General features: G+C 32.6%; 24 protein-coding genes. 16 read left to right on the top strand and 8 right to left on the bottom strand.

Annotated elements, in window-relative coordinates:
* Positions 1 to 14: 14 nt before the first annotated feature.
* From FA046_RS14880 to FA046_RS14845, 8 genes are all read left to right on the top strand, one after another.
* Positions 15 to 620, top strand: coding sequence for a lysophospholipid acyltransferase family protein (locus FA046_RS14880; protein WP_225870938.1), 606 nt, complete (start codon positions 15 to 17; stop codon positions 618 to 620).
* Complete coding sequence (gatC, locus tag FA046_RS14875) at positions 617 to 907, top strand: Asp-tRNA(Asn)/Glu-tRNA(Gln) amidotransferase subunit GatC (RefSeq protein ID WP_136827330.1); 291 nt, start codon at positions 617 to 619, stop codon at positions 905 to 907. Before FA046_RS14880 ends, gatC begins: the two co-directional genes overlap by 4 nt.
* A 73-nt stretch (positions 908 to 980) precedes the next feature.
* Positions 981 to 1703 carry an ABC transporter ATP-binding protein gene (locus FA046_RS14870; RefSeq protein ID WP_136827329.1) on the top strand — a complete coding sequence of 241 codons (723 nt, stop codon included), beginning with the start codon at positions 981 to 983 and terminating at the stop codon, positions 1701 to 1703.
* Positions 1704 to 1862: 159 nt separating this feature from the next.
* Positions 1863 to 2411, top strand: coding sequence for a cob(I)yrinic acid a,c-diamide adenosyltransferase (locus FA046_RS14865; RefSeq protein WP_136827328.1), 549 nt, complete (start codon positions 1863 to 1865; stop codon positions 2409 to 2411).
* Positions 2412 to 2485: 74 nt separating this feature from the next.
* Positions 2486 to 2707: a DUF2795 domain-containing protein gene (locus FA046_RS14860; RefSeq protein ID WP_017258669.1), complete on the top strand. Its 222-nt coding sequence runs from the start codon at positions 2486 to 2488 to the stop codon at positions 2705 to 2707.
* Positions 2708 to 2887: 180 nt separating this feature from the next.
* On the top strand, positions 2888 to 3037 hold the full coding sequence (locus FA046_RS14855) for a lmo0937 family membrane protein (protein ID WP_136827327.1): 150 nt from the start codon (positions 2888 to 2890) through the stop codon (positions 3035 to 3037).
* A gap of 114 nt (positions 3038 to 3151) precedes the next feature.
* The gene (locus FA046_RS14850; RefSeq protein ID WP_136827326.1) at positions 3152 to 3385 is read left to right on the top strand and encodes a ribbon-helix-helix protein, CopG family; all 234 of its coding nucleotides are present in this window, start codon (positions 3152 to 3154) and stop codon (positions 3383 to 3385) included.
* Positions 3382 to 3714 (top strand): type II toxin-antitoxin system PemK/MazF family toxin, encoded by a 333-nt coding sequence (locus FA046_RS14845; protein ID WP_136827325.1) that lies wholly within the window; start codon positions 3382 to 3384, stop codon positions 3712 to 3714. The genes FA046_RS14850 and FA046_RS14845 overlap by 4 nt, the downstream gene beginning before the upstream one ends.
* Here FA046_RS14845 and FA046_RS14840 read toward each other — a convergent pair.
* Both FA046_RS14840 and queA read right to left on the bottom strand, forming a co-directional pair.
* Complete coding sequence (locus FA046_RS14840) at positions 3704 to 4390, bottom strand: 2-C-methyl-D-erythritol 4-phosphate cytidylyltransferase (RefSeq protein WP_136827324.1); 687 nt, start codon at positions 4388 to 4390, stop codon at positions 3704 to 3706. The two genes, FA046_RS14845 and FA046_RS14840, sit on opposite strands and share 11 nt — an antisense overlap.
* A 66-nt stretch (positions 4391 to 4456) precedes the next feature.
* Positions 4457 to 5506 carry a tRNA preQ1(34) S-adenosylmethionine ribosyltransferase-isomerase QueA gene (queA, locus tag FA046_RS14835; RefSeq protein ID WP_136827323.1) on the bottom strand — a complete coding sequence of 350 codons (1050 nt, stop codon included), beginning with the start codon at positions 5504 to 5506 and terminating at the stop codon, positions 4457 to 4459.
* 274 nt (positions 5507 to 5780) lie between these two features.
* On the opposite strand from queA, the gene FA046_RS14830 reads away from it, so the two are divergent.
* Positions 5781 to 7028 carry an ABC transporter permease gene (locus FA046_RS14830; RefSeq protein ID WP_136827322.1) on the top strand — a complete coding sequence of 416 codons (1248 nt, stop codon included), beginning with the start codon at positions 5781 to 5783 and terminating at the stop codon, positions 7026 to 7028.
* Positions 7029 to 7557: 529 nt separating this feature from the next.
* Here the strand turns inward: FA046_RS14830 and FA046_RS14825 are convergent.
* The 3 genes from FA046_RS14825 to FA046_RS14815 form a co-directional block, all read right to left on the bottom strand.
* Positions 7558 to 8973 carry a RagB/SusD family nutrient uptake outer membrane protein gene (locus tag FA046_RS14825; protein WP_136827321.1) on the bottom strand — a complete coding sequence of 472 codons (1416 nt, stop codon included), beginning with the start codon at positions 8971 to 8973 and terminating at the stop codon, positions 7558 to 7560.
* Between the two features lie 11 nt (positions 8974 to 8984).
* Positions 8985 to 12047, bottom strand: a complete 3063-nt coding sequence (locus FA046_RS14820; protein WP_136827320.1) for a SusC/RagA family TonB-linked outer membrane protein — start codon at positions 12045 to 12047, stop codon at positions 8985 to 8987.
* A 293-nt stretch (positions 12048 to 12340) separates the two neighbouring features.
* Entirely contained in the window at positions 12341 to 13057 is a 717-nt protein-coding gene (locus FA046_RS14815) for a DUF2490 domain-containing protein (RefSeq protein ID WP_136827319.1), read from the bottom strand.
* 168 nt (positions 13058 to 13225) lie between these two features.
* On the opposite strand from FA046_RS14815, the gene FA046_RS17310 reads away from it, so the two are divergent.
* The gene (locus FA046_RS17310) at positions 13226 to 13384 is read left to right on the top strand and encodes a hypothetical protein (protein WP_169303384.1); all 159 of its coding nucleotides are present in this window, start codon (positions 13226 to 13228) and stop codon (positions 13382 to 13384) included.
* Here FA046_RS17310 and FA046_RS14810 read toward each other — a convergent pair.
* Both FA046_RS14810 and FA046_RS14805 read right to left on the bottom strand, forming a co-directional pair.
* Entirely contained in the window at positions 13381 to 14358 is a 978-nt protein-coding gene (locus tag FA046_RS14810; RefSeq protein ID WP_225870937.1) for a bifunctional heptose 7-phosphate kinase/heptose 1-phosphate adenyltransferase, read from the bottom strand. The genes FA046_RS17310 and FA046_RS14810 overlap by 4 nt on opposite strands.
* Positions 14359 to 15552 carry a pyridoxal phosphate-dependent aminotransferase gene (locus FA046_RS14805; RefSeq protein ID WP_205943675.1) on the bottom strand — a complete coding sequence of 398 codons (1194 nt, stop codon included), beginning with the start codon at positions 15550 to 15552 and terminating at the stop codon, positions 14359 to 14361.
* Positions 15553 to 15754: 202 nt separating this feature from the next.
* Between FA046_RS14805 and rhuM the strand changes: the two genes are divergently transcribed.
* The 6 genes from rhuM to FA046_RS14775 all read left to right on the top strand — a co-directional run bounded on the left by rhuM (position 15755) and on the right by FA046_RS14775 (position 20996).
* Complete coding sequence (gene rhuM / locus FA046_RS14800; protein WP_136827318.1) at positions 15755 to 16762, top strand: RhuM family protein; 1008 nt, start codon at positions 15755 to 15757, stop codon at positions 16760 to 16762.
* A 174-nt stretch (positions 16763 to 16936) separates the two neighbouring features.
* Positions 16937 to 17911, top strand: a complete 975-nt coding sequence (locus tag FA046_RS14795) for a cation diffusion facilitator family transporter (protein WP_136827317.1) — start codon at positions 16937 to 16939, stop codon at positions 17909 to 17911.
* Positions 17911 to 18366 carry an NUDIX domain-containing protein gene (locus tag FA046_RS14790; RefSeq protein ID WP_136827316.1) on the top strand — a complete coding sequence of 152 codons (456 nt, stop codon included), beginning with the start codon at positions 17911 to 17913 and terminating at the stop codon, positions 18364 to 18366. The genes FA046_RS14795 and FA046_RS14790 overlap by 1 nt, the downstream gene beginning before the upstream one ends.
* Positions 18363 to 19628 (top strand): adenosylmethionine--8-amino-7-oxononanoate transaminase, encoded by a 1266-nt coding sequence (bioA, locus tag FA046_RS14785; protein ID WP_136827315.1) that lies wholly within the window; start codon positions 18363 to 18365, stop codon positions 19626 to 19628. The genes FA046_RS14790 and bioA overlap by 4 nt, the downstream gene beginning before the upstream one ends.
* A gap of 1 nt (position 19629) precedes the next feature.
* Positions 19630 to 20250 carry a hypothetical protein gene (locus FA046_RS14780; protein WP_136827314.1) on the top strand — a complete coding sequence of 207 codons (621 nt, stop codon included), beginning with the start codon at positions 19630 to 19632 and terminating at the stop codon, positions 20248 to 20250.
* 209 nt (positions 20251 to 20459) lie between these two features.
* Complete coding sequence (locus tag FA046_RS14775; protein ID WP_136827313.1) at positions 20460 to 20996, top strand: YciE/YciF ferroxidase family protein; 537 nt, start codon at positions 20460 to 20462, stop codon at positions 20994 to 20996.
* A 118-nt stretch (positions 20997 to 21114) separates the two neighbouring features.
* Here the strand turns inward: FA046_RS14775 and FA046_RS14770 are convergent, their stop codons facing one another.
* The gene (locus FA046_RS14770) at positions 21115 to 22989 is read right to left on the bottom strand and encodes an LTA synthase family protein (RefSeq protein ID WP_136827312.1); all 1875 of its coding nucleotides are present in this window, start codon (positions 22987 to 22989) and stop codon (positions 21115 to 21117) included.
* Positions 22990 to 22993 lie beyond the last annotated feature (4 nt).

Genomic DNA, 22993 nt, shown 5'->3' with positions numbered 1-22993 from the left:
CTCAATTTAATAAAGTGAGAAAGTGTTGGGCCTATCTTTCATCAGCTTTTAGCGGCATATTTTACAAGTTTGAATTTAAAAGCCAAATAGATTGGAGCAAAACTTATATCATTTGTCCAAACCATGCCTCCAACTTGGATATTTCTGCAATGACCTTGATGATGAAAAATAATTTTTTCTTTTTAGGAAAGGAAGAATTACTGAAAAATCCTTTTATGCGGATATTTTTTGAGACCATAGATATTCCAATCAATAGAGATAGTAAAATTGCTGCATTTAGAGCCATTAAAAAAGTAGAGCATAGGTTGCATGAGAAAATGTCGGTCATTATTTTTCCAGAAGGTAAAATAGGAGCTGATTTTCCACCTCAATTACATGAATTTAAAAATGGACCTTTTAAATTAGCAATTACCAATAAAATTCCAATTTTACCGGTAACCATTCATGATAATTGGAAAATATTTTGGGATGATGGATTTAAATATGGTTGTAAGCCCGGAGTTTCGCATATTTGTGTTCACGAACCCATAGAAACCGATGGTTATAACCCAGAGGATGAAGATTTATTAAAGGATTTAGTGTATCAGAAAATAGCATCAGGCTTAAATTATAAATTATGAAAATTGATAAGGAAACCGTAGAGAAAATAGCCCATTTAGCAAGACTAGAACTTACCGAAAAGGAAAAAGAAAAATCTATTGAAGAGCTAAGTGAGATTTTAGATTTTATGGCTAAACTTAATGAGTTAGATACCACAGGTGTTGAGCCTTTAATTTACATGAACCAAGCGGTTAACGTATTGAGAGCTGATGAAGTGAAGCAAGAAATGACCAGAGAAGAAGCGCTGCTAAACGCCCCCTTAAAAAATGAGGAATATATTAAAGTGGCTAAAGTGATTCAGAAATAGGTTTTTGTTAAAATTTTGGTTTCCCTTGTAACAAAAGATCAACTAACCTTGTCAAATTATCAAAACCGTTAAAATGCAGCCATTAATTACTATTAAAGATTTAGGTAGAAAATATGTGATAGGAGCAGAGACCATTCACGCTTTGAAATCTGTTTCTTTAACCATCAATAAAGGAGAATTTGTAGCTTTAATGGGTCCTTCTGGATCAGGAAAATCTACTTTAATGAATCTTTTAGGATGTTTAGATACGCCAACCAAAGGTGAATACATTTTAAATGGCATCAACGTAAGTGAAATGTCTGAAAGTGAATTAGCTACCGTAAGAAATAAAGAAATTGGCTTCGTTTTTCAAACCTTTAATCTTTTGCCAAGGTCTACCGCACAAGATAATGTGGCTTTACCGCTTATTTATGCTGGTATTAAGAAAAAAGATAGAGATACTAGATCTATACAAGCTTTAGAGAATGTAGGATTAGGGAACAGGGTACATCACAAACCCAATGAATTATCTGGAGGGCAAAGACAAAGAGTTGCCGTAGCCAGAGCACTTATTAATAATCCATCTATCATTTTAGCGGATGAGCCCACCGGGAACTTAGATACCAAAACATCTACAGAGATTATGGGTTTAATAGAAGAAATTCACTCAAAAGGAAATACCATTATTATTGTTACCCACGAAGAGGATATTGCACAACATGCACATAGAATTGTGAGGATGAGAGATGGTTTAATAGAAGAAGATTATTTGAATAAAGACATTAAAACAGTTTCTGCTAAAAAGGAAGCCGTTTAAAATTGATTTTTTTAGTTTTATTGGAAAAGGTGAGTAATGTGTGACTCACCTTTTTTTATTTCACAATTTTTGCGCTTTGCCGTCTTTTGCTTTAGATTTAAAGAAATATTAAAACAAGAATTAAATTCTAACTGTATATAGACTAGACAAAATATATCAATGAAAATTTATACAAAAACAGGAGATAAAGGTTTTACTTCTTTAATTGGAGGAACTAGGGTACCAAAGCATCATTTACGAATAGAATCTTACGGAACTGTAGATGAGTTAAATTCTTATATAGGTTTAATTAGAGATCAGGCTATAGCCGATGAAGACAAACAAACTTTAAAAGAAATACAAGACAGGTTATTTACTGTAGGTTCAACATTGGCATCAGACCCTGAGAAATCAAAAATGAAAATTCCTGATTTACATGAGGAAGATATTGAGCTATTGGAAAAAGAAATAGATAGAATGAATGTTGTTTTGCCAGAGTTAAAGCATTTTATTTTACCCGGAGGAAACCCAATAGCATCTTATTGCCATATTGCCAGATGTGTTTGTCGTAGGGCCGAAAGAATTGCCGTTCATCTATCAGAAGAAGAATGGGTAGATGATAAAGTAGTGATTTATCTTAACCGACTTTCTGATTATTTATTTACCTTAAGCAGGAAAGTAATTTTTGATAATAAAAATGAAGAGAACATTTGGTTACCCCGGATTTAAAATTGTTGAAAACTTTTTTAGTAAAGCTTAAATATTAATATACTTTTGCAAATTATAAAATAAATTCTAAGAATATGTATTGGACATTAGAATTAGCATCACATCTTGAAGACGCTCCATGGCCGGCAACAAAGGACGAATTAATTGATTACGGAATTCGCTCTGGTGCTCCTGTAGAAGTTATAGAAAACTTACAGGCATTAGAAGATGATGGCGAGCCTTATGAAAATATCGAAGAAATTTGGCCGGATTATCCCACCAAGGATGACTTCTTCTTTAATGAAGATGAATACTAAGAAAAAAGACTCAAATGTAATTTGAGTCTTTTTTTTTGTCCAAATTAAAATACAACTACTTTAACAATTGTTTGATTTTTATTAAATAAGGACGCATATTGTATTGTAAATTTTAATTGGTCTGGTTTTAGTTATGGAATTAATAAGAATATTTTATTGTTAAACCTTAATTAAATCATCATGGGAAATTTACTTTACATCATAGCTGTAATTTTAGTTATTTTTTGGATTTTTGGCGCTTTTGTTTCTCCATTTGGAGGAGGATTAATTCATATTTTATTAGTAATTGCTGTAATTGCAGTACTATTAAGAGTGATAAGAGGAGCTTAAACTTTTAATAAGTTTAATTAAAGCGAAATGTCTAACGATGTTTCGCTTTTTTTATGAATTATATTTATAAATCATAAATATAATTGTAAATTTGGTTTTAAAGCATTTATTAAGATGACCACATTCACCAGCACTTTGCCAGATGATTTAATGGATTTGCTTTCTGAAAAGGCAAAAAAAATGAAATTACCCAAAAATCGGTTAATTGAAAAGGCTTTGAGAATTTATTTGGAGCAATTGAATAAGGCAGAATATGCTAAATCTTACAAAAACGCATTAAATGATGAGGATATTTTACTCATTGCAGAAGAAGGAATGGCAGATTATTTCAAACAAATAGAGGATTGAAACAAGGCGAAATATGGTTTACTAATTTAGATCCAACTAAAGGTAGTGAGCAAGCGGGTTATAGGCCTGTGGTTATTTTAAGTGGAAATTTGTTAAATACCTATTTAAAAGTAGTAATAACTGCTCCTCTCACTACAAAAATTAAAAACTATAAAGGAAATCCAATAATAGAACCAAACCATCATAATGGTTTACAAGAGATTTCTGAGCTTTTGATTTTTCATATTCGTTCTGTTTCAAAAGAACGTTTGATTAAAAGAGTGGGGGTAATCAATAAAAGTGAATTAGATTTATCTATCCAAACTTTAAACGAAATTCTTAAATATTAGATTTAAGAAGAGCCTCAGCAATAATTAAATCTTCTTTAAAAGTAATTTTAAAATTAAACTCATCTCCATTTTCTATGTGGATAGGAAAGCCTGCTTTTTCAACTACAGAGGCGTCATCTGTAAAATTTATGCTGTATTCTTGCTTATAAGCGTTTCTAAGCTGCTCAAATATGAAAGTTTGAGGAGTTTGAACCAAATAAATTTCAGACCTGTTAAGCGCTTCAGATTGATTGTTTTTTACTTTGCGTATAGAATCTTTAGCAGGAATGGCGGCAATAGCATTTCCTTTAGCTAAGGCTGATTGGAAGCAATTTGAAATGGTTTTTTGCGAAACTAAAGGCCTTACCCCATCATGAATTGCAATTATAGAATTTGAATCTGTGATGATAGATAAAGCACTCTTAACCGAATGAAATCTTTCCGTTCCGCCATAAATAATTTGATGGGGGACTTTAAAATGATGCTTTGCTATTAATTGTTGCCAAAAAAAATCTTCACTTTCAGGTAATACCAAAATAATTTGTGGTTGGTATTCATTTGTATAGAACGCGTTTAAGGTGTGCATTAAAACAGGTATTCCATTCAAAAGCATAAATTGCTTTGGTATAACATTGCCCATTCTTTTGCCGCTACCTCCAGCAACAATAACCGCATAAAAATGATTGTTTGTTTTCATTAGAAATCTAATTAACCAAAAAAGACCGAAATTTTCGGTCTTTTTTGGTTTTAAATACTTATTTATTTAGATAATTAACATGGCATCACCATAACTGTAAAATCTGTATTTTTCTTTAACGGCTTCTTCATAAGCTTTCATTACGTTTTCGTAACCACCAAATGCAGCAACCATCATCAATAAAGTAGATTCTGGAGTGTGAAAATTTGTTACCATACAATTAGCAATGCTAAAATCATAAGGAGGGAAAATAAATTTTGAAGTCCAATCATTAATTGGTTTTAATTGATGATTTGCCGATACTGCTGATTCAATTGCTCTCATGGCGGTTGTTCCTACAGCACAAACTCTTCTTTTTTCTTCAATTCCTTTATTCACAATATTTGCAGATTCTTGGCTAATAATAATTTGCTCAGAATCCATTTTATGTTTAGTTAAATCTTCTACCTCTACCTGGCGAAAAGTACCCAAACCTACGTGTAAAGTTACCTCTGCAAAATCAACACCTTTTAGCTCTAATCTTTTCAATAATTCTCTGCTAAAGTGTAAACCTGCGGTTGGGGCAGCTACTGCACCTTCATTTTTAGCGAAAATGGTTTGGTAACGTTCTTTATCTTCAGCAGTTGGACGACGCTTAATATATTTTGGAAGTGGAGTTTCGCCTAAAATTTCAATGTTCTGTCTAAATTCTTCATCAGTACCATCAAATAAGAAACGAATGGTTCTACCTCTTGAAGTGGTGTTGTCTACTACTTCGGCAACTAAAAGATCATCATCACCAAAATAAAGCTTATTACCAACTCTTATTTTTCTGGCTGGGTCTACTAAAACATCCCAAAGACGTAACTCCTTATTTAACTCTCTTAGTAAGAAGACTTCTATAGTTGCACCAGTTTTTTCTTTATTACCGTATAATCTGGCTGGAAAAACTTTAGTGTTATTTAAAATCATCACATCTTTCTCTTCAAAATAGCCTAAGATATCTTTGAATATTTTGTGCTCTATTTTTCCTGTTTTTTTATCTAAAACCATCATACGAGACTCGTCGCGGTTTTCTGTAGGATTATGAGCTATAAGAGATTCAGGTAAATGGAATTTAAATTGTGATAATTTCATACGTTTTAAACAAATAATTTGGAGCGCAAATTTATGAAAAATATATTCAAATATTGAATAAGTTGTTTGAAGAGTTTGAAGGCTTCATTTTAATATGAAAAAGGGTTTTAAATGATTTTTTTGTTGGGGCTTTTTTTTGGATAACGATGAGAGAAGTTTATTCTGATTTTTAAAACGCCCAAAACATTTTGATCTAGAGAATTTTAAATTCACACAAAAACATAATTTTAATTCACTTGTAACTTAAATTCAATAAAGGCGTCTAAATTGCAATATGCTGTTTCTAAAACTCTTTCGCGAAAGCTTCATCTTTGCCTTTGATGCATTAAGGCAAAATAGAATGCGTACCTTTTTATCTCTTTTAGGGATAACGATAGGTATTTTTACCATTATCACTGTATTTGCAGCAGTAGATACTTTTAGAGGTAATTTGCAAACTAGTGTTGATAAATTAGGAAGCAAAACCATTTATGTTCAGAAGTGGCCTTGGGGTGGTTTTGGCGATTATCCTTGGTGGAAGTACATGCAAAGACCAAATGCAAGTTTAAGAGATTACCAAGCATTAAAAGAAAGAGCAACTACAGCTGAGGGCTTGTCTTATGAAATAAGTTTATCTAACAGGACTTTAAAATTTAAAAGTAATAGTATAGAAGGTGCACAAGTTACTGCAGCTTCTCATGATTATAATAAAACTTGGAACTTTGATTTGTCTGATGGAAGGTATTTTACAGAAAATGAATCTACTAGTGGTTCTCCAGTTTGTTTAATTGGATCTGATATTGCCGAGGGACTTTTTCCTAATCAGACTGCTTCTGGAAAAGACATTAAAGTTTTAGGTAGAAAAGTAAGAGTAGTAGGTGTATTTGCTAGAGAAGGAGAAGATTTATTAGGTGTTTCATCAGATAAAACCTTACTACTTCCTTTAAATTTTGCCAGAAACTTAGTAGATATTGAAAGTGACAGATACGGTCCTCAAATTACGGTTAGAGGAAAAGAAATGTATTCTGTAACAGATGTAGAGAGTGAGTTGAAAGGTTTAATGAGATCTATCAGAAGATTAAGTCCTTCGGCAGATGATAATTTTGCATTAAATAAGACTACTATTATATCGGCTCAGTTAGATCAGCTTTTTGGAATTGTAGACGTTGCCGGTTGGATTATAGGAGGTTTTTCTATTTTAGTTGGCGGCTTTGGTATTGCTAACATTATGTTTGTGTCTGTAAAAGAGCGTACCAACATTATAGGTATTCAAAAATCTTTGGGAGCTAAAAATTATTTCATATTAATGCAATTTCTTTTTGAAGCTATTGCATTGTGTTTAATAGGTGGGTTAATAGGTTTGGGTGTAGTATACCTTGGGACTTTGGTAGCCACTTATGGCTTTGATGTGAAAATTGTTTTAGACTCTGGAAACATCATCAGAGGAATAAGTATTTCGGTAATTATAGGAGTGATATCTGGTTTTTGGCCAGCTTTCTCGGCTTCAAGGTTAGATCCTGTGGAGGCTATCCGATCTAAATAATTGATTAATTAGTGTTTAACTGGTTATTTCTGTAATGGAGATAGCCAGTTTTTTGTTGTAATCTTTTAAGGTAAAGTGCTTAAAACATTCTTTAGAGCGACATCAATTACCAAAAAATACTCAATATATTTTATGCGTAATTAATTTTCTATAAGATTTATCTTTTATTTTAAGGTCTATGATTCTCCTATTGTTTTAAAATAAAGCAAAATTTAAAGCTTTAAAAAACAATTGTTTTTATGCGTGATGGAAATTTTTTTAAACACAGAGTGCACATGGAAGTCAAAGCGCTAAATGATTACAATACACGAAATGAAAGCGCTATTATTAAGGAGTTGAATCTTAGAAATCACTTCAGATTTCTTTATTGCTAAATCAGGTTTTATAAATTAGACTGAGTAGGAGTGGTTTCAATTAGCTTAAAAGGATTTTAGATTGATTTATATATAGCTTACGATAGGGAAATTTATTCATAAAAAAAGAAAGCCACTTCAATACGAAATGGCTTTCTCTTTAATTCTATTTTTTATTACTCAAAACCTGGGTTTTGAGGTTTTAAATTTGGATTTAAATCTATTTCTGTTTGAGGAATTGGGAATAATAAGTATTTATCAGCGACAGTTCTGTTAAATGCTGCTAATTGTCTTTGCTTATATCTTCCTAATCTTAATAAATCAAAACGTCTGTGTCCTTCGGCACTAAACTCCCAAGCTCTTTCTTGTACTAAAGCATCAACAAAAGCATCTCTTGTTAATACATTTGTTAACAATAAAATAGGAAGACCAGCTCTTGTTCTAACAGCATTAATTCCGGTAAGTTTAGTGGCATCAGCTGCATTTATTTCATTTAACGCTTCTGATTGCAGTAATAAAACATCAGCATATCTTGTAATTAATACGTTGTTTCTTGCATTATTAGTTTGTCTTAATGGATCTGCAAATTTAGAATAATAAGCATTTGTTGAAGTGGTAGTTTCTTTTTTAAGTGTTAAAGCTTTTCTAGTGTCTAAAGCTAAAAAAGAATCTTCAAAAGATTTTTCAACAACAAAAGATCCTGTTCCGTTTAAACCAGCAGGCAAATGCATACGCACTACAATGTTTCCAACATTTGGAGGTAAGTCAAACTGGATAGAAAATATATGATCTCTATTGTTCTCTTTGGTCACATCAAATACATCAGCATAAGCTCCTAAAGCATATAATCCAGAATTGATAACTTTATTAGAAGCGGTTAAAGAATTTGTATAATCTGTAGCTTCTTTTGCAGTAGTGGTTGCTTTAGTTAGGTAAACTTTAGCCAACAATGCAGAAGCTGCTCCAGTAGATACTCTACCTTTTGCGCTAGCAGGAATTAAATTTTCTGCAGTACAATTTGTTTCTGCAAATTGTAAATCCTCAATAATTTGAGTGTATATTTCTGCAATTGGAGTTCTGGCTGGTTTTAAATTACTTAAATCTTCTGTTGGATTTAGAATTAAAGGAACACTACCAAAGCTTCTTACCAAATCAAAATAAGCCATAGCTCTTAAAAAACGAGCATTTCCTACAATGTTGTTTCTTCTGGTAACATCCATTGAAATATTAGGCACATTTTTGATTACATCATTAGCTCTGTTAATTAAGTTAAAAGAACTATTCCACCAGTTGCCAATTTCACCATTGTTTGCATCAAAAGTTTGACCGTATAAGTTGTCACGATCTGCTAATGTGGCATTTACTCTCATTAAATCGCCACTTAGCTCAGTAACCAACCAACTTGTTCTTCCAAAATAAGTTTGGGGTTGTAAGCTACTAAAAACGCCATTTAATGCTGCGTTAGCATCTCCTTCGGTTTTATAAAAATTGGCACTTCCTATAAAATCATAGGGTTTCTCTTCTAAAAACTTTTCACAAGAGACCATGGTTATGGACATCAGTCCGGCCATTACTAAAATATATTTTTTCATGTATTTAAAATTTAAAATCCAATTTTTAGACCAACAATAAATGTTCTTACGTTTGGATATGCATTATAATCTGTGTTTAAACTCAAATTACTAGCGCCAAAAGAGTTTACCTCTGGGTCAAAGCCGGTATAATCAGTAAAAGTATATAGGTTTTGAGCAGTTACATAAATGCTTGTAGATTTTACAGTTTTCATCATTGATTTTAAAACTGGGATTTTATAAGCTAAAGAAACTGTTTTTATTCTCAAAAAGCTTGCGTCTTCTACAACGTCACTAGATACACCTGTAGATCTTCTTAAAGTACTATTTGCTTTTGGAATGGTATTACTTGTACCTGGTCCGGTCCAACGATTAACCACACTTTGTAGTTTGTTGGTATTTAACAAACCTGATTCAATTTCGTACCTGTTTAAATTAAGTACATTTACACCTTCTACTCCTTGAAGAAATACGTTTAAATTAAATCCTTTATAGCTAAAGTTATTGGTAAAGCCATAAATAAAATCAGGTTGGGCCTGACCTATAATAGTTCTATCTGAAGCATTAATTACTTTGTCGCCATTTGTATCTGCATAACGTGGGTCGCCCGGTCTTACTACGTTGGTAATTCCGCTAGCAGTAATTTCTGCTGGAGTTTGCCAAATACCTAAGAAAGTGTAACCATAGAAAGATCCAATTGGTTCTCCAACACGTAATACGTTACTTCCGGGGTTTGCACCCGGAAAAACACTACTGCTGGTTTCTCCAACAAAACGTTGATATTCACCATTTAAATCAGTGACTTTGTTTTTATTGAATGAGATGTTGGCATTGGTACTCCATTGGAAGTTTTTTCCATCAAAATTAACAGTACTTAAACCCAACTCAACACCTTTGTTTTCTACGCCACCTGCATTAATTAATGTAGTTGCATATCCTGTACTTCTAGGAATAGAAACTTGTAATAATAAGTCGCTGGTTTTTTTCTGATAATAATCTGCTGTAAAGGTGATGCGATTTTGTAAAAATCCCGCATCTATACCTATATCTAAAGATGCAGTAGATTCCCAAGATAAATCTGGATTAGAAATATTATTTGGTGCAATACCAATTAATCTGGTTGCGCCTGAAGTATATCCATTAGCAGAATATCTTCCTAATGATGAATAAGGGTCAATCTCTTGATTTCCAGTTATACCATAACTGGTACGTAATTTTAAATCACTTAAAAAGGTGAGGTCTTTAATGAAATTTTCATCAATCATTCTCCATGCAAATGCTGCAGATGGAAAATAACCCCACTTATTATTAGCACCAAAAACAGAAGATGCATCAGCTCTCATCGTGAAAGTAAACAAATACTTTTCCATGAAATTATAATTGGCTCTTCCAAAATAAGAAGCTAAACTTTTTCTAGATCTAGATGAAGAAAGAGGCTGAATATTAGAACCAATACCAATATTATCAGAACCTAAAATATTAGTGAAAAAGTTGGTGTTAGTTGCATTAAAATTGGTGTTGTCAAATTGTTGAACAGATAAACCAGCTAATAAATTAAGAACGTGATTTTTACTAAATGACTTATCATAAGTTAAGAAGTTTTCATTAATCCAACTGTAGTTGTTTCTGGCTGTTCTTGTTGCAGTTCCTTGTCCGTTAGCCAAGAAAAGATCAGTAGGTAAAAAGTAATCACGAGTGTTGTAGTTTAAATCAACTCCGCCATTTACTCTTAACTTTAAACCTTTCATAAATTCATATTCCCCAAAAATATTCATTAAGCTTCTTAGGTTAGCGAATTTATTGTTCACTTTCTTAGCAAATGCAACAGGGTTACCCATGTTGTTATCTGCATAAGGTGCTGGTCCATTTTGAAAAGTGTATTCGCCAGTAATTGGATCTGTAACAGGTATAGCAGGATTATATCTTAGGGCATCTAAAATAACACCACCCGCACTACCACCAGCTGTATTTACTAAAGCTCTGTTTTCATCAGTGCGAGATATTTGGGTGTTAAATCCCATTTTAATTCTATCACTAATCTTTTTATCTAAGCTGTATCTTAAGGTAGCTCTTTTAAAACCCGAATTAATGACTACACCATCTTGATTAGTATAATTAAGACTTAAGCTTTGTTGGGTATCTGTATTCCCACCAGAAATACTTAATTGATAATTACTAATTGGCGCAGTACGTAAAAGAGCATCTTGCCAATCAGTACCTTCACCTAAAGCAGAAATTTGTGCAGCAGTATAAGCAGGCGCTCTTACAGAGCCAGTTTCGGCATTGGTTAAAGTAACTACATCATTTAAATAATTAGCATATTCTGTAGCATTCATCATATCATAAGTTTTACTTACGGTTTGTAAACCTGTGTAAGTTTCAAAATTGATAGCTGTTTGCCCTGCTTTTCCTTTTTTGGTAGTGATGATCACAACTCCATTTGCACCTCTACTACCATATATTGCTGTAGCAGATGCATCTTTTAAAACATCAATAGATTCAATGTCATTAGGATTGATAGAGTTTAGATCTCCTGCACCCGGAAAACCATCAATTACAAATAATGGTTCGTTACCAGACGTGATGGAGTTTGTTCCTCTAATACGTATAGAAACATTACCACCTGGCTCTGAGTTGGTTTGAGTTACTTGTACTCCACTTACTCTTCCTTGTAAAATTTGATCAGCTCTGGTAACAGGTACATTTTCTATATCTTTCATTGATACAGAACCAACAGCGCCAGTTACGTCTCTTTTCTTTTGAGTGCCGTAACCAACAACCACCACCTGATCTAATTCAGTAGCCGATAGTTCTAAAGTAACGGAAACGTTGGTTGAATTACCTATTAATACTTCCTTAGTTTTAAATCCTAAATAAGTAAAAACTAGTGTTGCATTAGCCGGCGCATTAATAGAGAATTTACCATCAACACCAGATTGTGTACCAGACTTAACACCTTTTACACTTACAGATACTCCAGGAAGTGGTAATTTTCCGTCATCTGTTACCGTCCCCGAAACGATTCTTGTTTGTGCGTTTACTGATGAATACATGAGTAGCGCCACCATCATTAAAAATAGTTTGATTTTTTGCATAAAAAAATAAATAATTAGTTAATTTAATTGGTTTTGTAATTAGTCGTTTTGCTAATCTAAAACTCAAGTTGAATAAAATAATTGATAGAAATTATATTTTTTGTTTTAATAATCTACGCAACCGTTACCGGAGCTTGGTAACTTGTCTTTTAGTTAAAAAAAAATAGTTTAACTATATTTTTGAAGACCAAAAAAACGTAAATTTGTTAATCGTGTAGGTAAACGAGTAGTGTTTTATTAGGTTTTTTGAAAAAAAAGATTAATTATAAATATGAGACTGTTTAAGATCCAAATTATTTGTTTTTGAACTTTGTAAACAGCACAATTTGAAATATATTATTGTTAGTTGAGCCTAATTTTCTATGGATAGATTGATGAAGATAGCCTACTTCTAAATTTACTTTTTGGTTAAATTTGTAACCTAAATTCAGGGAAATTCTATTTTGATCATAAAAATGAGTGTTCAACTTATTTTTGTTTTGGACATTAAAAAAAGCTTCTTCCTGTAAGGCAATATATGTCCCTTTATTGAAGCCTTTTGGTTTTGATTTGGTAATTGGAATAACCGTTCGTACAAAAAATCTTATTCTTTGGGTAAAAATATTTGAACTTTGTTGCTCAATAAATCGTTGCTCTAGGCGTATTCTACTAATCACATTAATGTTATTTATGTTTTGATGCATAGAAAATTGTTCCCAAATCATGTTTTCGCTTAAGCTTGATTTTTGATTTTCAGTGGCATTAACTTGTGTGTTAAAATAGCTATAACCTAAGGTGGCACTTAAGTTTTTATTGATGGAATGATTAAAACTTGGTCTGATTAAAAAATTCTTAATGCCATCAAATTGCTCGTTAGATCTCACCTGAAGATCTAGATTTATACTGTTTTTAGCAGATAAACTATGGTTATGAACCCACATTACCCAAGAAGATTGCAATTGATGAGTTTGCGATTTTACAGATGAAACACCTAATAAACATAAAGCTACAAACAAATATATTTTCTTCATTTAACAAAAATATAGAATAGCTTGTGCTTTAAATGTGACCGGTATCACACACCAAAGTATGTGATATAATTTGATGTTGGTTCTATTTTTGTATGATTAAAATGAAGGTATCCTGAATTAAAAAAAATAAGGAGACATAATTTCTTCCACTCATTTAAAAAACAAGAAATGAACTATTTAGTAGTAGCTGTTGTAATACTTTTAGTGATGATATTAATGATTTATTTAATTATTAAAAATCAGAAAGATAAAAAGGATTTTGTAGAAGACGCCAACAGATCAGAGTTAAAGCCTGAGAAACATGGTGAACAAGAAGCAGAGAATTAAAGCTTTAATGCTTCTTGAAGTAATAACTCTTTATTTACAGGAACTACGCCAACTTTTTCGCAAACCAAACCCCCTGCTAAGTTGCCTAATTGGGCGGCAGTAAAAATATCTGCACCGGCTGCAATACAAGTAGCCACAACACTTATTACAGTATCGCCAGCACCAGAAACATCTGCAACTGTACGTATATGAGCAGGAGTAAGGCTTTCTTTTTCTCCGTTTAAAACGTAAACACCTAATTCAGATAAGGTGAGTAGAATACTTTTTGAAGCAATTTTTTCTTGCAGTTGCGCAACGGTATTTTTTAATTCTAATGAGTTTTTAGGATCAAAATCTATTTTTAAACCTTCTTTTAATTCTTTTAAATTGGGTTTAAAAACATCTACTCCTTTGTAAGATAAGAAGTTCCTTTTTTTAGGATCAACCACAATAGGAATATTTTTTTCTTGAGCCACTTTTATTACTTCTTCTATTAAATAAGGCGTAATTAATCCCTTATCATAATCTTCAAAAATAATGGCATGAATGCTTTGCTGATCTAATATTTGTTTAAATTTAGTTAGAACTTGTTGGGTTTCTTCTTGAGTAATTTCAGCGTCAGTTTCCGCATCTATTCTTAAAATTTGCTGATTTTGGCCAATCACTCTAGTTTTAACAGTTGTTTGCCTGTTGGCTATTTTTACAATTCCGCTGGCATTGATTTGCTCTTTTGCCAGTAGTGTTAAAAATTCTTCGCCTTCGGCATCATCACCAACAACGGCACAAATAATAGGACGAGCCGCCAAAGCCTTAATGTTTAAGGCTACGTTGGCGGCTCCTCCTAATCTTGATTCTTTTTTGTTTACAGATACAATAGGAACAGGGGCTTCAGGTGAAATACGATCTACTTTCCCCCACAAATAAGCGTCTATCATCACATCTCCAATAATGAGGATGTTTAAATCTTTGAAACTATTGAATAGTGCTGTAATCAATTATTTTAAATTAGCTAATGCTGCTGCAATTCTTCTACAAGCTTCTCTTAATTCATCTTCCGATGCGGCATAAGAAATTCTAATACATCTTTCGTTCCCAAAAGCTTCGCCAGTTACCGTAGAAACATGGGCAGTATTTAATAAATATAAAGAAATATCTTCTGCGTTGTTTAATGTTTTTCCATCTACAGATTTACCAAAGAAAGAAGAAACATCTGGGAAGAAATAAAATGCACCGTCTGGTAAATTTACTTCTAAACCTTCAATTTTGCTTAATAAATCATAAACAATCCCTCTTCTTTTTAAGAAGGCATCTCTCATTTCGTGTACTTCTTTTAAACCGCCATTTAAGGCTGCAACTCCAGCTTTTTGTGTAATGGAGCAAGTTCCAGAAGTGATTTGACCTTGTAATTTATCGGCAGCATCAGAAATTTCTTTTGGTGCAGCTAAATAACCAATTCTCCAGCCTGTCATCGCATAAGCTTTAGAGAAACCGTTTATCAAAATTACTCTTTCTTTAACAGAAGGAAATTCGGCGATAGAAACATGACCACCAACAAAGTTAATGTGCTCATAAATTTCATCAGAAAGTATGTAAATATTTGGATATTTTTCAAAAACCTTAACCAAAGCTGCTAATTCTTCTCGGCTGTAAACGCTACCTGTAGGGTTACAAGGCGAAGAAAACATAAACATTTTTGTTTTTGGCGTAATGGCTGCTTCTAATTCTGCGGCGGTAATTTTGAAATTGTTTGCTGCAGTTGCGTTTATAAAAACAGATTCGCCTTCTGCTAATTTCACCATTTCAGAATAAGAAACCCAATATGGAGTAGGTATAATTACTTCATCACCCGGATTTAACATTACCATTAAAGCATTTGCCAATGCTTGTTTAGCACCTGTAGAAACCACAATTTGATCAAAATTATAATCTAAATTGTTTTCTCTTTTTAATTTATCTGCAATTGCTTTTCTTAAATCAGGATAACCAGAAACTGGAGTGTAATAGGTGAAATTCTTCTCCATTGCTTCTACAGCCGCATCTTTAATAAATTGTGGAGTGTGAAAATCTGGTTCACCAAAGCTTAAATTGATAACGTTTACTCCTTTTGCAGAAAGTTCGCGACCTAATTTGGCCATTTTAATAGTCTGGGACTCTGCCAGATTATTGATTCTATTTGATAATATACTCATGGTTTAAGTTGAAGCGCAAATATATAAAAATACTTTTCTATGAGAAGTGAGCAATAAGATTAGCTTAAAACAGCGCTTTGTGATAAACCAATAAAAGCATTTTTTATTTGGGACAATTAATTGTTGCGGCAAATTTTTAGGCAGCCTTATTTTTCTTAATTTCACCTAAACATCTTTTAATAATAAGCCTAAACAATTTTACATGAACACTGGTGAAATACTTTTATATGAAAACCAAGAAGGAAACATCAAAATTGATGTGCGTTTGGAAGATGAAACTGTTTGGCTATCTCAGGCGCAACTATGTGAACTTTTTCAAAAGTCAAAATCCACGATTAGTGAACATATTAAAAATATTTTTGAAGATGGAGAATTAGATAAGGGAGTGGTTGTTCGGAATTTCCGAATAACCACTCCACATGGTGCTATTATCGGCAAAACACAAGAAAATGATGTTCTACTTTACAATCTTGATGTTATTATATCTGTAGGCTACCGAGTAAAATCTAAACAAGGCACACAGTTTAGAATTTGGGCAACACAAAGATTGAAAGAATATATTATTAAAGGTTTTGCCTTAAATGATGACCGTTTTAAATCGGGTAATTCAATGAATTATTTCAACGAATTGCAAAGCCGAATTAGGGAAATACGATTGTCTGAAAAATTCTTTTACCAAAAAATAAAAGACATTTATACAACCAGTATAGATTATGATGCAAAAGCAGAAAAGACGATTGAGTTTTTTAAAATAGTACAAAACAAGTTGCTTTGGGCTATTTCGCAAAATACAGCTGCCGAATTAATTTTTAGAAGGGTTGACGCCAGTTTACCGTTGATGGGTATGTTTTCTTACGATAAAAAAGAAGCTAAGTCTATTCAAAAACAAGAGGCAAGTATTGCTAAAAACTACCTAAAGGAAGATGAGATGAAGTTGTTAGGTTTATTGGTAGAACAGTATTTGGCATTTGCCGAAACGATGGCTCAGCAACAAGTACCCATGTATATGAAGGATTGGATTGCCAGATTAGACAGTTTGTTGCAACTAAACGGGAGAGAATTGCTAACACATGCAGGTGTTATTTCTCATCAAATGGCATTGGATAAATCTGAGAAAGAGTATCAAAAATATAAATTAGAACAATCGGTTCTACAACAAGAACAAAGTTTGAAAGAGATTGAAGAAGATATCAAAAAATTAAAAGGCTAGTGGCAAACTTTTACACTTTATAAATTTTGGGTTAACGATTGAAACGGTACCCGGATTGCCCTTTTTTTGAGGGCAAACGGAGTATAGTGGAAAGCGTGTTAAAACCCCCAAATAAAAATTTAATTTTTGATTAGCCCTTTTTAGATCCATATTTGCATTAAAATTCACATCCTTTTGAAGCCCAAAATAAAAATTATTCTTCTTTCGCTTTTAGTAAGCGTGGCTTTAATGCTGTTAAAGTTTACGGCTTATTTTATTACGCATTCAAATGCTGTTTTAACTGATGCTGCCGAAAGTATTGTGAATGTTTTAGCCAGTTCTTTTGCTTTTTACAGTATTTATTTAGCGGGTTTACCCCGAGATCAAAATCACCCTTATGGACATGGAAAAGTAGAATTTTTCTCGGCTTTTGTAGAGGGAACGCTGATTATGATTGCCGGAATTGTAATTATTTCCAAATCCATATACAATGTTTTTTACCCTCAAGAATTAAGTCAGATTTTAGAAGGTTCATTTATAATTGGTTTTACAGGCTTGGTAAATGGTTTGTTGGGTTGGTATTTAATAAACAAGAGTAAAACCCTAAACTCTTTAACCTTACAGGCAGATGGAAAGCACTTATTAACAGATGCCGTAAGCAGTTTTGGCTTGGTTGTAGGTTTATTATTAATTTATATCACGTCTATTAATTGGTTAGATAGTGCAATTTCTATTGCTTTAGGTTTTTATATTATTTATAATGGCTATCGCTTAACGCGGAAATCTGTTGGGGGATTAATGGATGAATCTGATGTGGTGGTGGTAGAAGAAATTATCAATTACTTAAATAAACATAGAAAAGAAGAGTGGATTGATATTCATAATTTAAGAACACAACAATACGGATCTGAAATACATATTGATTGCCATGTGACTTTGCCTTATTATTTTGATTTGAATAAAGTACATCACGAGGTTACTGATATAGACCGAGTGATTAATAAAAATGTGAATGTGGCTATTGAATTTTTTATCCATGCAGATCCTTGTATCCCACAGTGTTGCCATTATTGCAGCATGAAAAATTGTGAAGTAAGGACCGAACCAAAAACTAAAACCATTAATTGGAGTTTAGAAAACGTGACAAAAAACAATAAGCATTTTGAATAATGATGAATAAACCTCTTTTTAATGTTAGAGTTTATGGCTTGTTGGTGAATGAAAATCAAGAAGTTTTATTGAGTGACGAGGAAGAGTACGGAAAACGTTTTACTAAATTTCCGGGTGGCGGCTTAGAATATGGCGAAGGTTTAACAGAAGGTTTAAAAAGGGAATTTATAGAAGAGTGTAATTTAGTTATAGATGTGGAAGCTCATTTTTATACCACAGATTTTTTTGTAGAATCTATTTTTGGTGGCGGGCAGCTCATTTCTGTTTACTATTTAATAAAACCAAAGCAAGATTTCAGCTTTAAGCTAAGTAATTTTCAATTTGATTTTGAAGGACAGGATATTAGCCCTAAGCAATGTTTTAGGTTTGTAGCTATTAAAGAATTAGAAGAAAAGCATATCACCTTTCCGGTAGATAAACATGTAGTTAACTTATTGAGAGAAAAATATTTATGAATGATTTAGTGAATAGGGATTTAGATACCATTTGGCATCCGTATACACAAATGAAAACGGCGGCAAAGCCAATTCCAATTATAAAAGGAGAAGGAGTTTATCTCTTTACAGAGGATGGGAAAAAACTGATTGATGCCGTATCATCATGGTGGGTAAATATTCATGGACATAGCCATCCATACATTGCCGATAAGGTTTTTGAACAATTAAAGCAATTAGAACATGTGATTTTTGCTGGTTTTACGCATCCGCAGGCGGTACAATTGGCTGAGAATTTATTGAGTATTATTCCTAAAAATCAGGCTAAAATATTTTATTCTGATAATGGCTCAACAGCGGTTGAAGTGGCTATTAAAATGTGCTTGCAATATTGGAGTAATAAAGGAACGCAGCGGCAAAAAATATTGGCTTTTAAAAACGCTTACCATGGCGATACTTTTGGTGCCATGGCCGTAAGTGGGCGTAGTGCTTTTACCGCACCTTTTGATGCGCTTTTATTCGATGTAGAATTTATTGATTTACCAAATAAAGAGAATTTATCAACTCTAAAATCTAAAATATCCCAATTAAAATCTGAATTGGCTTGCTTTATTTTTGAACCATTGGTACAAGGAGCAGGAGGGATGCTTATGTATGCTGCCGCAGATTTAGATGAGTTGATTCTTCATTGCAAACAAGAAAATGTACTCACCATTGCAGATGAAGTAATGACAGGTTTTGGAAGAACCGGGAAGATTTTTGCTTCAGATTATTTAGAAAATAAAGCAGATTTAATGTGTTTTTCTAAAGGTTTAACCGGAGGGACTATGCCGCTTGGTATTACATCGTGTAAACAAGAAATATATGATGCTTTTCTTTCTGATGACAAGTTAAAAACCTTATTTCATGGGCATTCATTTACGGCAAATCCGGTAGCTTGTGCTGCCGCCAACGCAAGTTTTGATTTATTGATGCAAGCCGAAACTCAGCAGAATATTCAAAGAGTTGAGACAAAGCATCATCAATTTAAGCAGCAAATAGAAAAGCATCCTAAATTAAAAGAGGTAAGACAATGCGGAACTATTTTAGCCTTAGAATGGAATACCGAAGGGACTTCTTATTTTAATAATATTAGAGATATTTTATATCAATTCTTTTTAGAAAAAGGCATAATTTTGCGTCCATTAGGCAATATTTTATACATTATGCCTCCATATTGTATCAGCAACACCGATTTAGATTATATTTACGAACAGATTAAAATAGCGTTAGAAGATATTTAAGATGAAATTAAAAGCAACTTTAGAAAATATAGTAAAAGACAACTTGATACATGCACAATGGTTAAATACCTTGTCTTTTATGGAAAACGCTGGTGCAAGAAAAATTTCTGCTTCTGAGGACAAGCAAAAAGTAAGTTTAATTATTTTAAAACACGCAGCAGAAGAACATAGACATGCTTATTACCTGAAAAAGCAGATTGGTAAATTAGGTGAAGATTTGTGCCAGAATTATGAAGATCAATATTTGTTAGCTCCTAAAGCCAGTAAGTATTATTTGAATAATTTAGATGTAAAAGTTTGTAAGTATTTAAAAAACGAGCTTCATCTTAATGGAACTGAATTAAAATTTGCTGCATATTTATTGGTAACCTATGCCATAGAAGTAAGAGCAGATGAATTGTATCCTGTTTATCAGGATGTTTTAAGTGATATGGAAAGTAAAGTAACTGTTAAATCTATCATTTTAGAAGAAGAGGGGCATTTAGAAGAAATGCTTCATCAATTAAAAACCTTTTCGCCTAACTGGGAGAAATATGCCCAAATTGCAGTTGACCTAGAAAAAGAACTATTCCAAAATTGGATGTTGGGTTTAGAGGAAGAAGTGGCACAATTGGTTGATTAATTCAAAAAAATAAATTTCCTTTTTTTATAAATTATATAGGTTATAGATATTATTTACAGCTTTCTTTCGTCGTGTTTTTCTATAGGATTAAAACTTAGTTTTGATCCTTTTTTATGTCTAAATCAGTCTTTTTTTAGCTCATTTGGCATTGATGTTGCGCCAGTTTGGTAAATCTATTTATCAAATTATAAACATTAAAATTAAAAATTATGGCAACCAACGTGAAAACAAGTCAACAGACTATGGAAATGAAAAATTCTGAATTTCATCAATTTTTTATTGATGAATTGAAGGATATTTATTGGGCAGAAAATCATTTAGTAAAAGCCCTTCCTAAGATGAAAAAAGCAGCCACCAGTAAAGAATTAGCCGCAGCATTTGAAAAGCACACACAAGAAACACAAACTCATATAGATAAGCTTGTGGAAGTGTTTGATCTTTTAGGAATAAAACCAGTAGCTAAAAAATGTGCAGCTATGGAAGGTTTGTTAGAAGAATGTAATACCATTATTGAAGATACGGAGAAAGAGACCATGACACGTGATGCCGGGTTAATTTTGGGTGCACAAAAAGTTGAACATTATGAAATTGCAACTTATGGAACCTTACGTGTTTTTGCAGAAAATATGGGGCATGATGAGATTGCAGATTTGTTAACTTCTATTTTAGAAAATGAAAAGGAAACGGATGTAGCATTAACAAAAGTTGCCGAATCTTTTGTGAATGAGCCTGCTTCAAGAGAGTAGTTTTTCTTTTAATAGAAAAGCTAAAGCCAGAAGTAATCTCTTACTTCTGGCTTTTTTTATGATTTCTTTATACAGGTGAGGTTTTTTTATCGAGATAAAAATATTTAAATAATAATTTTCAATATTTTAAAAAATCTTCATAAACACTTTGCATCAATGCTTTAGCTTTAATGAGTGATTCTTCTTTTTTATTCTCTGGCAAGTTTTCTGGTACTGTAAAAATGATTTTCTTGCCAACAGGATCATAACTTACCGCTTGGTTTTTATCAATATAACCAAAGCCATTATCCCAACTGTAAAATCCAAATCCTTTAAGGCTGGGGCTTAATAAATTTTTACTGTAATGGAAAGCCGTATCAGCTACGTTTATCTGATTTACCAACGTAGCAGCAATATCAACTTGGTTTCCATAAGTGTCAATTCGTTTGCCTTTATAATCAGCTTTTAAAGCTCCACCAAAAAATAAAAGTGGAATATGATACCTGGCTGGGTTATAAATTTCGTGAGTGCTTTTAGGTAAACGATGCCCATGATCTGCAATAACAATAAAAACTGTATTTGCGTACCAAGGCTGTTTTTTAGCATTTTCTACATATTGCCACAAGGCTTTATCTGTGTAAAAGCTGGTACTTCTAAATTTATTTTCGATGGTTTGATCTCCAAATTTTCCTTTTTGAGGTAAATCAAAAGGTTCATGATTTGATAAAGTGAGTAGGGTAGAGAAAAATGGCTGTTTTGCTTGATTTAAATAAGCTAGTTGTTTTGCAAAAGTAACTTCATCATAAGCACCCCAAACAGATCCTACTTCGGCGGAAGCAAAAGATTTTACATCAATAATTTTTTGATAATCATGACTCAATAAATAAGATTTGAAATTAGAAAAATCGGTATCACCACCATAAAAAAAAGAACTGTTGTATTTGTTTTTTACTAATTCTTGAGAGATGGACGGAAGCCTTTCTTGCTTATCATTTTCCTTAACAACACTTCTAATGGCTTGAGATGGAAAACCACTAATAATACCTATTAAACCCTTATCTGTACGGTCTGATGCCGAGTAAATGTGCTCAAACAATAATCCCTCTTTAATTAATTTGCTAAAGTTTGGTGTTACGCCTTTTTCGCCACCCAAATCTTCTACCACATCTGCGGTAAAGCTTTCCATAATAATTAAAACCACGTTAGGATTGGGCTGATTAAAAATTAAAGGATGATCTTTTTTTGGATCATTAAACAAACTGTCAACTATGCTTTTTCTTTCGCTTTCGCTGAAATAAGTGTAAGGATTGCCTTTGGTTTTTTGGTTAGATAAGATGTTAGACATTAAAAACCAGTTGGTATTGATGGCCGCATAGTTTAAAACCTGCTTTTCACTAAAATAAACCTTACTGGTATTCATTGGCGCTACACTCCAACCGCCTCTAATAGCTAAAAATGTTAGACCCAAAACCAGTAAAATAGCAGGGATTTTAGCTGTTAATTTTGAAGTGTGTAATTGCAAAGGCTTTATATGAGGAACCAATTTAACATACAAAAACATACCAATAATAGATAGAATAGCAATACTGCTAAAACTAGCCACAACTGGTGAAGAAGAGCTAGAAGCCACAGCATCTTCAGTAGCGGTTAAAAAGAATTCTACTGCTCTGTAATTAAATTTTGTACCCCATTCCCTAAAAATGTTAATATCTATAAGCGTAAATAAAGAGGTGAAAAACAGTAAGATGAAGGTGTAATATTTAACAAATTTATTTGGAAATGATACTTTAGGAAAAAGCCACGATACAATGTAAAGCAAAAATGGAATGACACAAAGATAAGCAGCCATAGAAGCATCCATGTGGGCACCGTATAAAAAGGTTTGAATAATTTCTATGTAGGATGACTCAGAAATTCTTGTGATGTACCAAGCTTCAAAAAATAATCTATTGATGAAGAAAAAAATCATCCATAAAAAGAAGTATTTCAGAAAAAAAGAAAGGCTTTTAAGCATGGTG

Source organism: Pedobacter cryophilus, assembly GCF_005116455.1.
In the GTDB taxonomy this organism is placed as follows: domain Bacteria; phylum Bacteroidota; class Bacteroidia; order Sphingobacteriales; family Sphingobacteriaceae; genus Pseudopedobacter; species Pseudopedobacter cryophilum.
Note: the sequence above shows the minus strand (reverse complement) of the source record. Positions and strands in the feature narration are given on the sequence as shown.

Coding starts and splice junctions, on each gene's coding strand:
- FA046_RS14870 (WP_136827329.1), top strand. CDS start 981: ATGCAGCCATTAATTACTATTAAAGATTTAGGTAGAAAATATGTGATA.
- FA046_RS14790 (WP_136827316.1), top strand. CDS start 17,911: ATGATGAATAAACCTCTTTTTAATGTTAGAGTTTATGGCTTGTTGGTG.
- FA046_RS14840 (WP_136827324.1), bottom strand. CDS start 4,390: ATGAAAACAAACAATCATTTTTATGCGGTTATTGTTGCTGGAGGTAGC.
- bioA (WP_136827315.1), top strand. CDS start 18,363: ATGAATGATTTAGTGAATAGGGATTTAGATACCATTTGGCATCCGTAT.
- FA046_RS14850 (WP_136827326.1), top strand. CDS start 3,152: ATGACCACATTCACCAGCACTTTGCCAGATGATTTAATGGATTTGCTT.
- FA046_RS14860 (WP_017258669.1), top strand. CDS start 2,486: ATGTATTGGACATTAGAATTAGCATCACATCTTGAAGACGCTCCATGG.
- queA (WP_136827323.1), bottom strand. CDS start 5,506: ATGAAATTATCACAATTTAAATTCCATTTACCTGAATCTCTTATAGCT.
- FA046_RS14820 (WP_136827320.1), bottom strand. CDS start 12,047: ATGCAAAAAATCAAACTATTTTTAATGATGGTGGCGCTACTCATGTAT.
- FA046_RS14780 (WP_136827314.1), top strand. CDS start 19,630: ATGAAATTAAAAGCAACTTTAGAAAATATAGTAAAAGACAACTTGATA.
- FA046_RS14825 (WP_136827321.1), bottom strand. CDS start 8,973: ATGAAAAAATATATTTTAGTAATGGCCGGACTGATGTCCATAACCATG.
- FA046_RS14830 (WP_136827322.1), top strand. CDS start 5,781: ATGCTGTTTCTAAAACTCTTTCGCGAAAGCTTCATCTTTGCCTTTGAT.
- FA046_RS14815 (WP_136827319.1), bottom strand. CDS start 13,057: ATGAAGAAAATATATTTGTTTGTAGCTTTATGTTTATTAGGTGTTTCA.
- FA046_RS14855 (WP_136827327.1), top strand. CDS start 2,888: ATGGGAAATTTACTTTACATCATAGCTGTAATTTTAGTTATTTTTTGG.
- FA046_RS14770 (WP_136827312.1), bottom strand. CDS start 22,989: ATGCTTAAAAGCCTTTCTTTTTTTCTGAAATACTTCTTTTTATGGATG.
- gatC (WP_136827330.1), top strand. CDS start 617: ATGAAAATTGATAAGGAAACCGTAGAGAAAATAGCCCATTTAGCAAGA.
- FA046_RS17310 (WP_169303384.1), top strand. CDS start 13,226: ATGAACTATTTAGTAGTAGCTGTTGTAATACTTTTAGTGATGATATTA.
- FA046_RS14805 (WP_205943675.1), bottom strand. CDS start 15,552: ATGAGTATATTATCAAATAGAATCAATAATCTGGCAGAGTCCCAGACT.
- FA046_RS14865 (WP_136827328.1), top strand. CDS start 1,863: ATGAAAATTTATACAAAAACAGGAGATAAAGGTTTTACTTCTTTAATT.
- FA046_RS14775 (WP_136827313.1), top strand. CDS start 20,460: ATGGCAACCAACGTGAAAACAAGTCAACAGACTATGGAAATGAAAAAT.
- rhuM (WP_136827318.1), top strand. CDS start 15,755: ATGAACACTGGTGAAATACTTTTATATGAAAACCAAGAAGGAAACATC.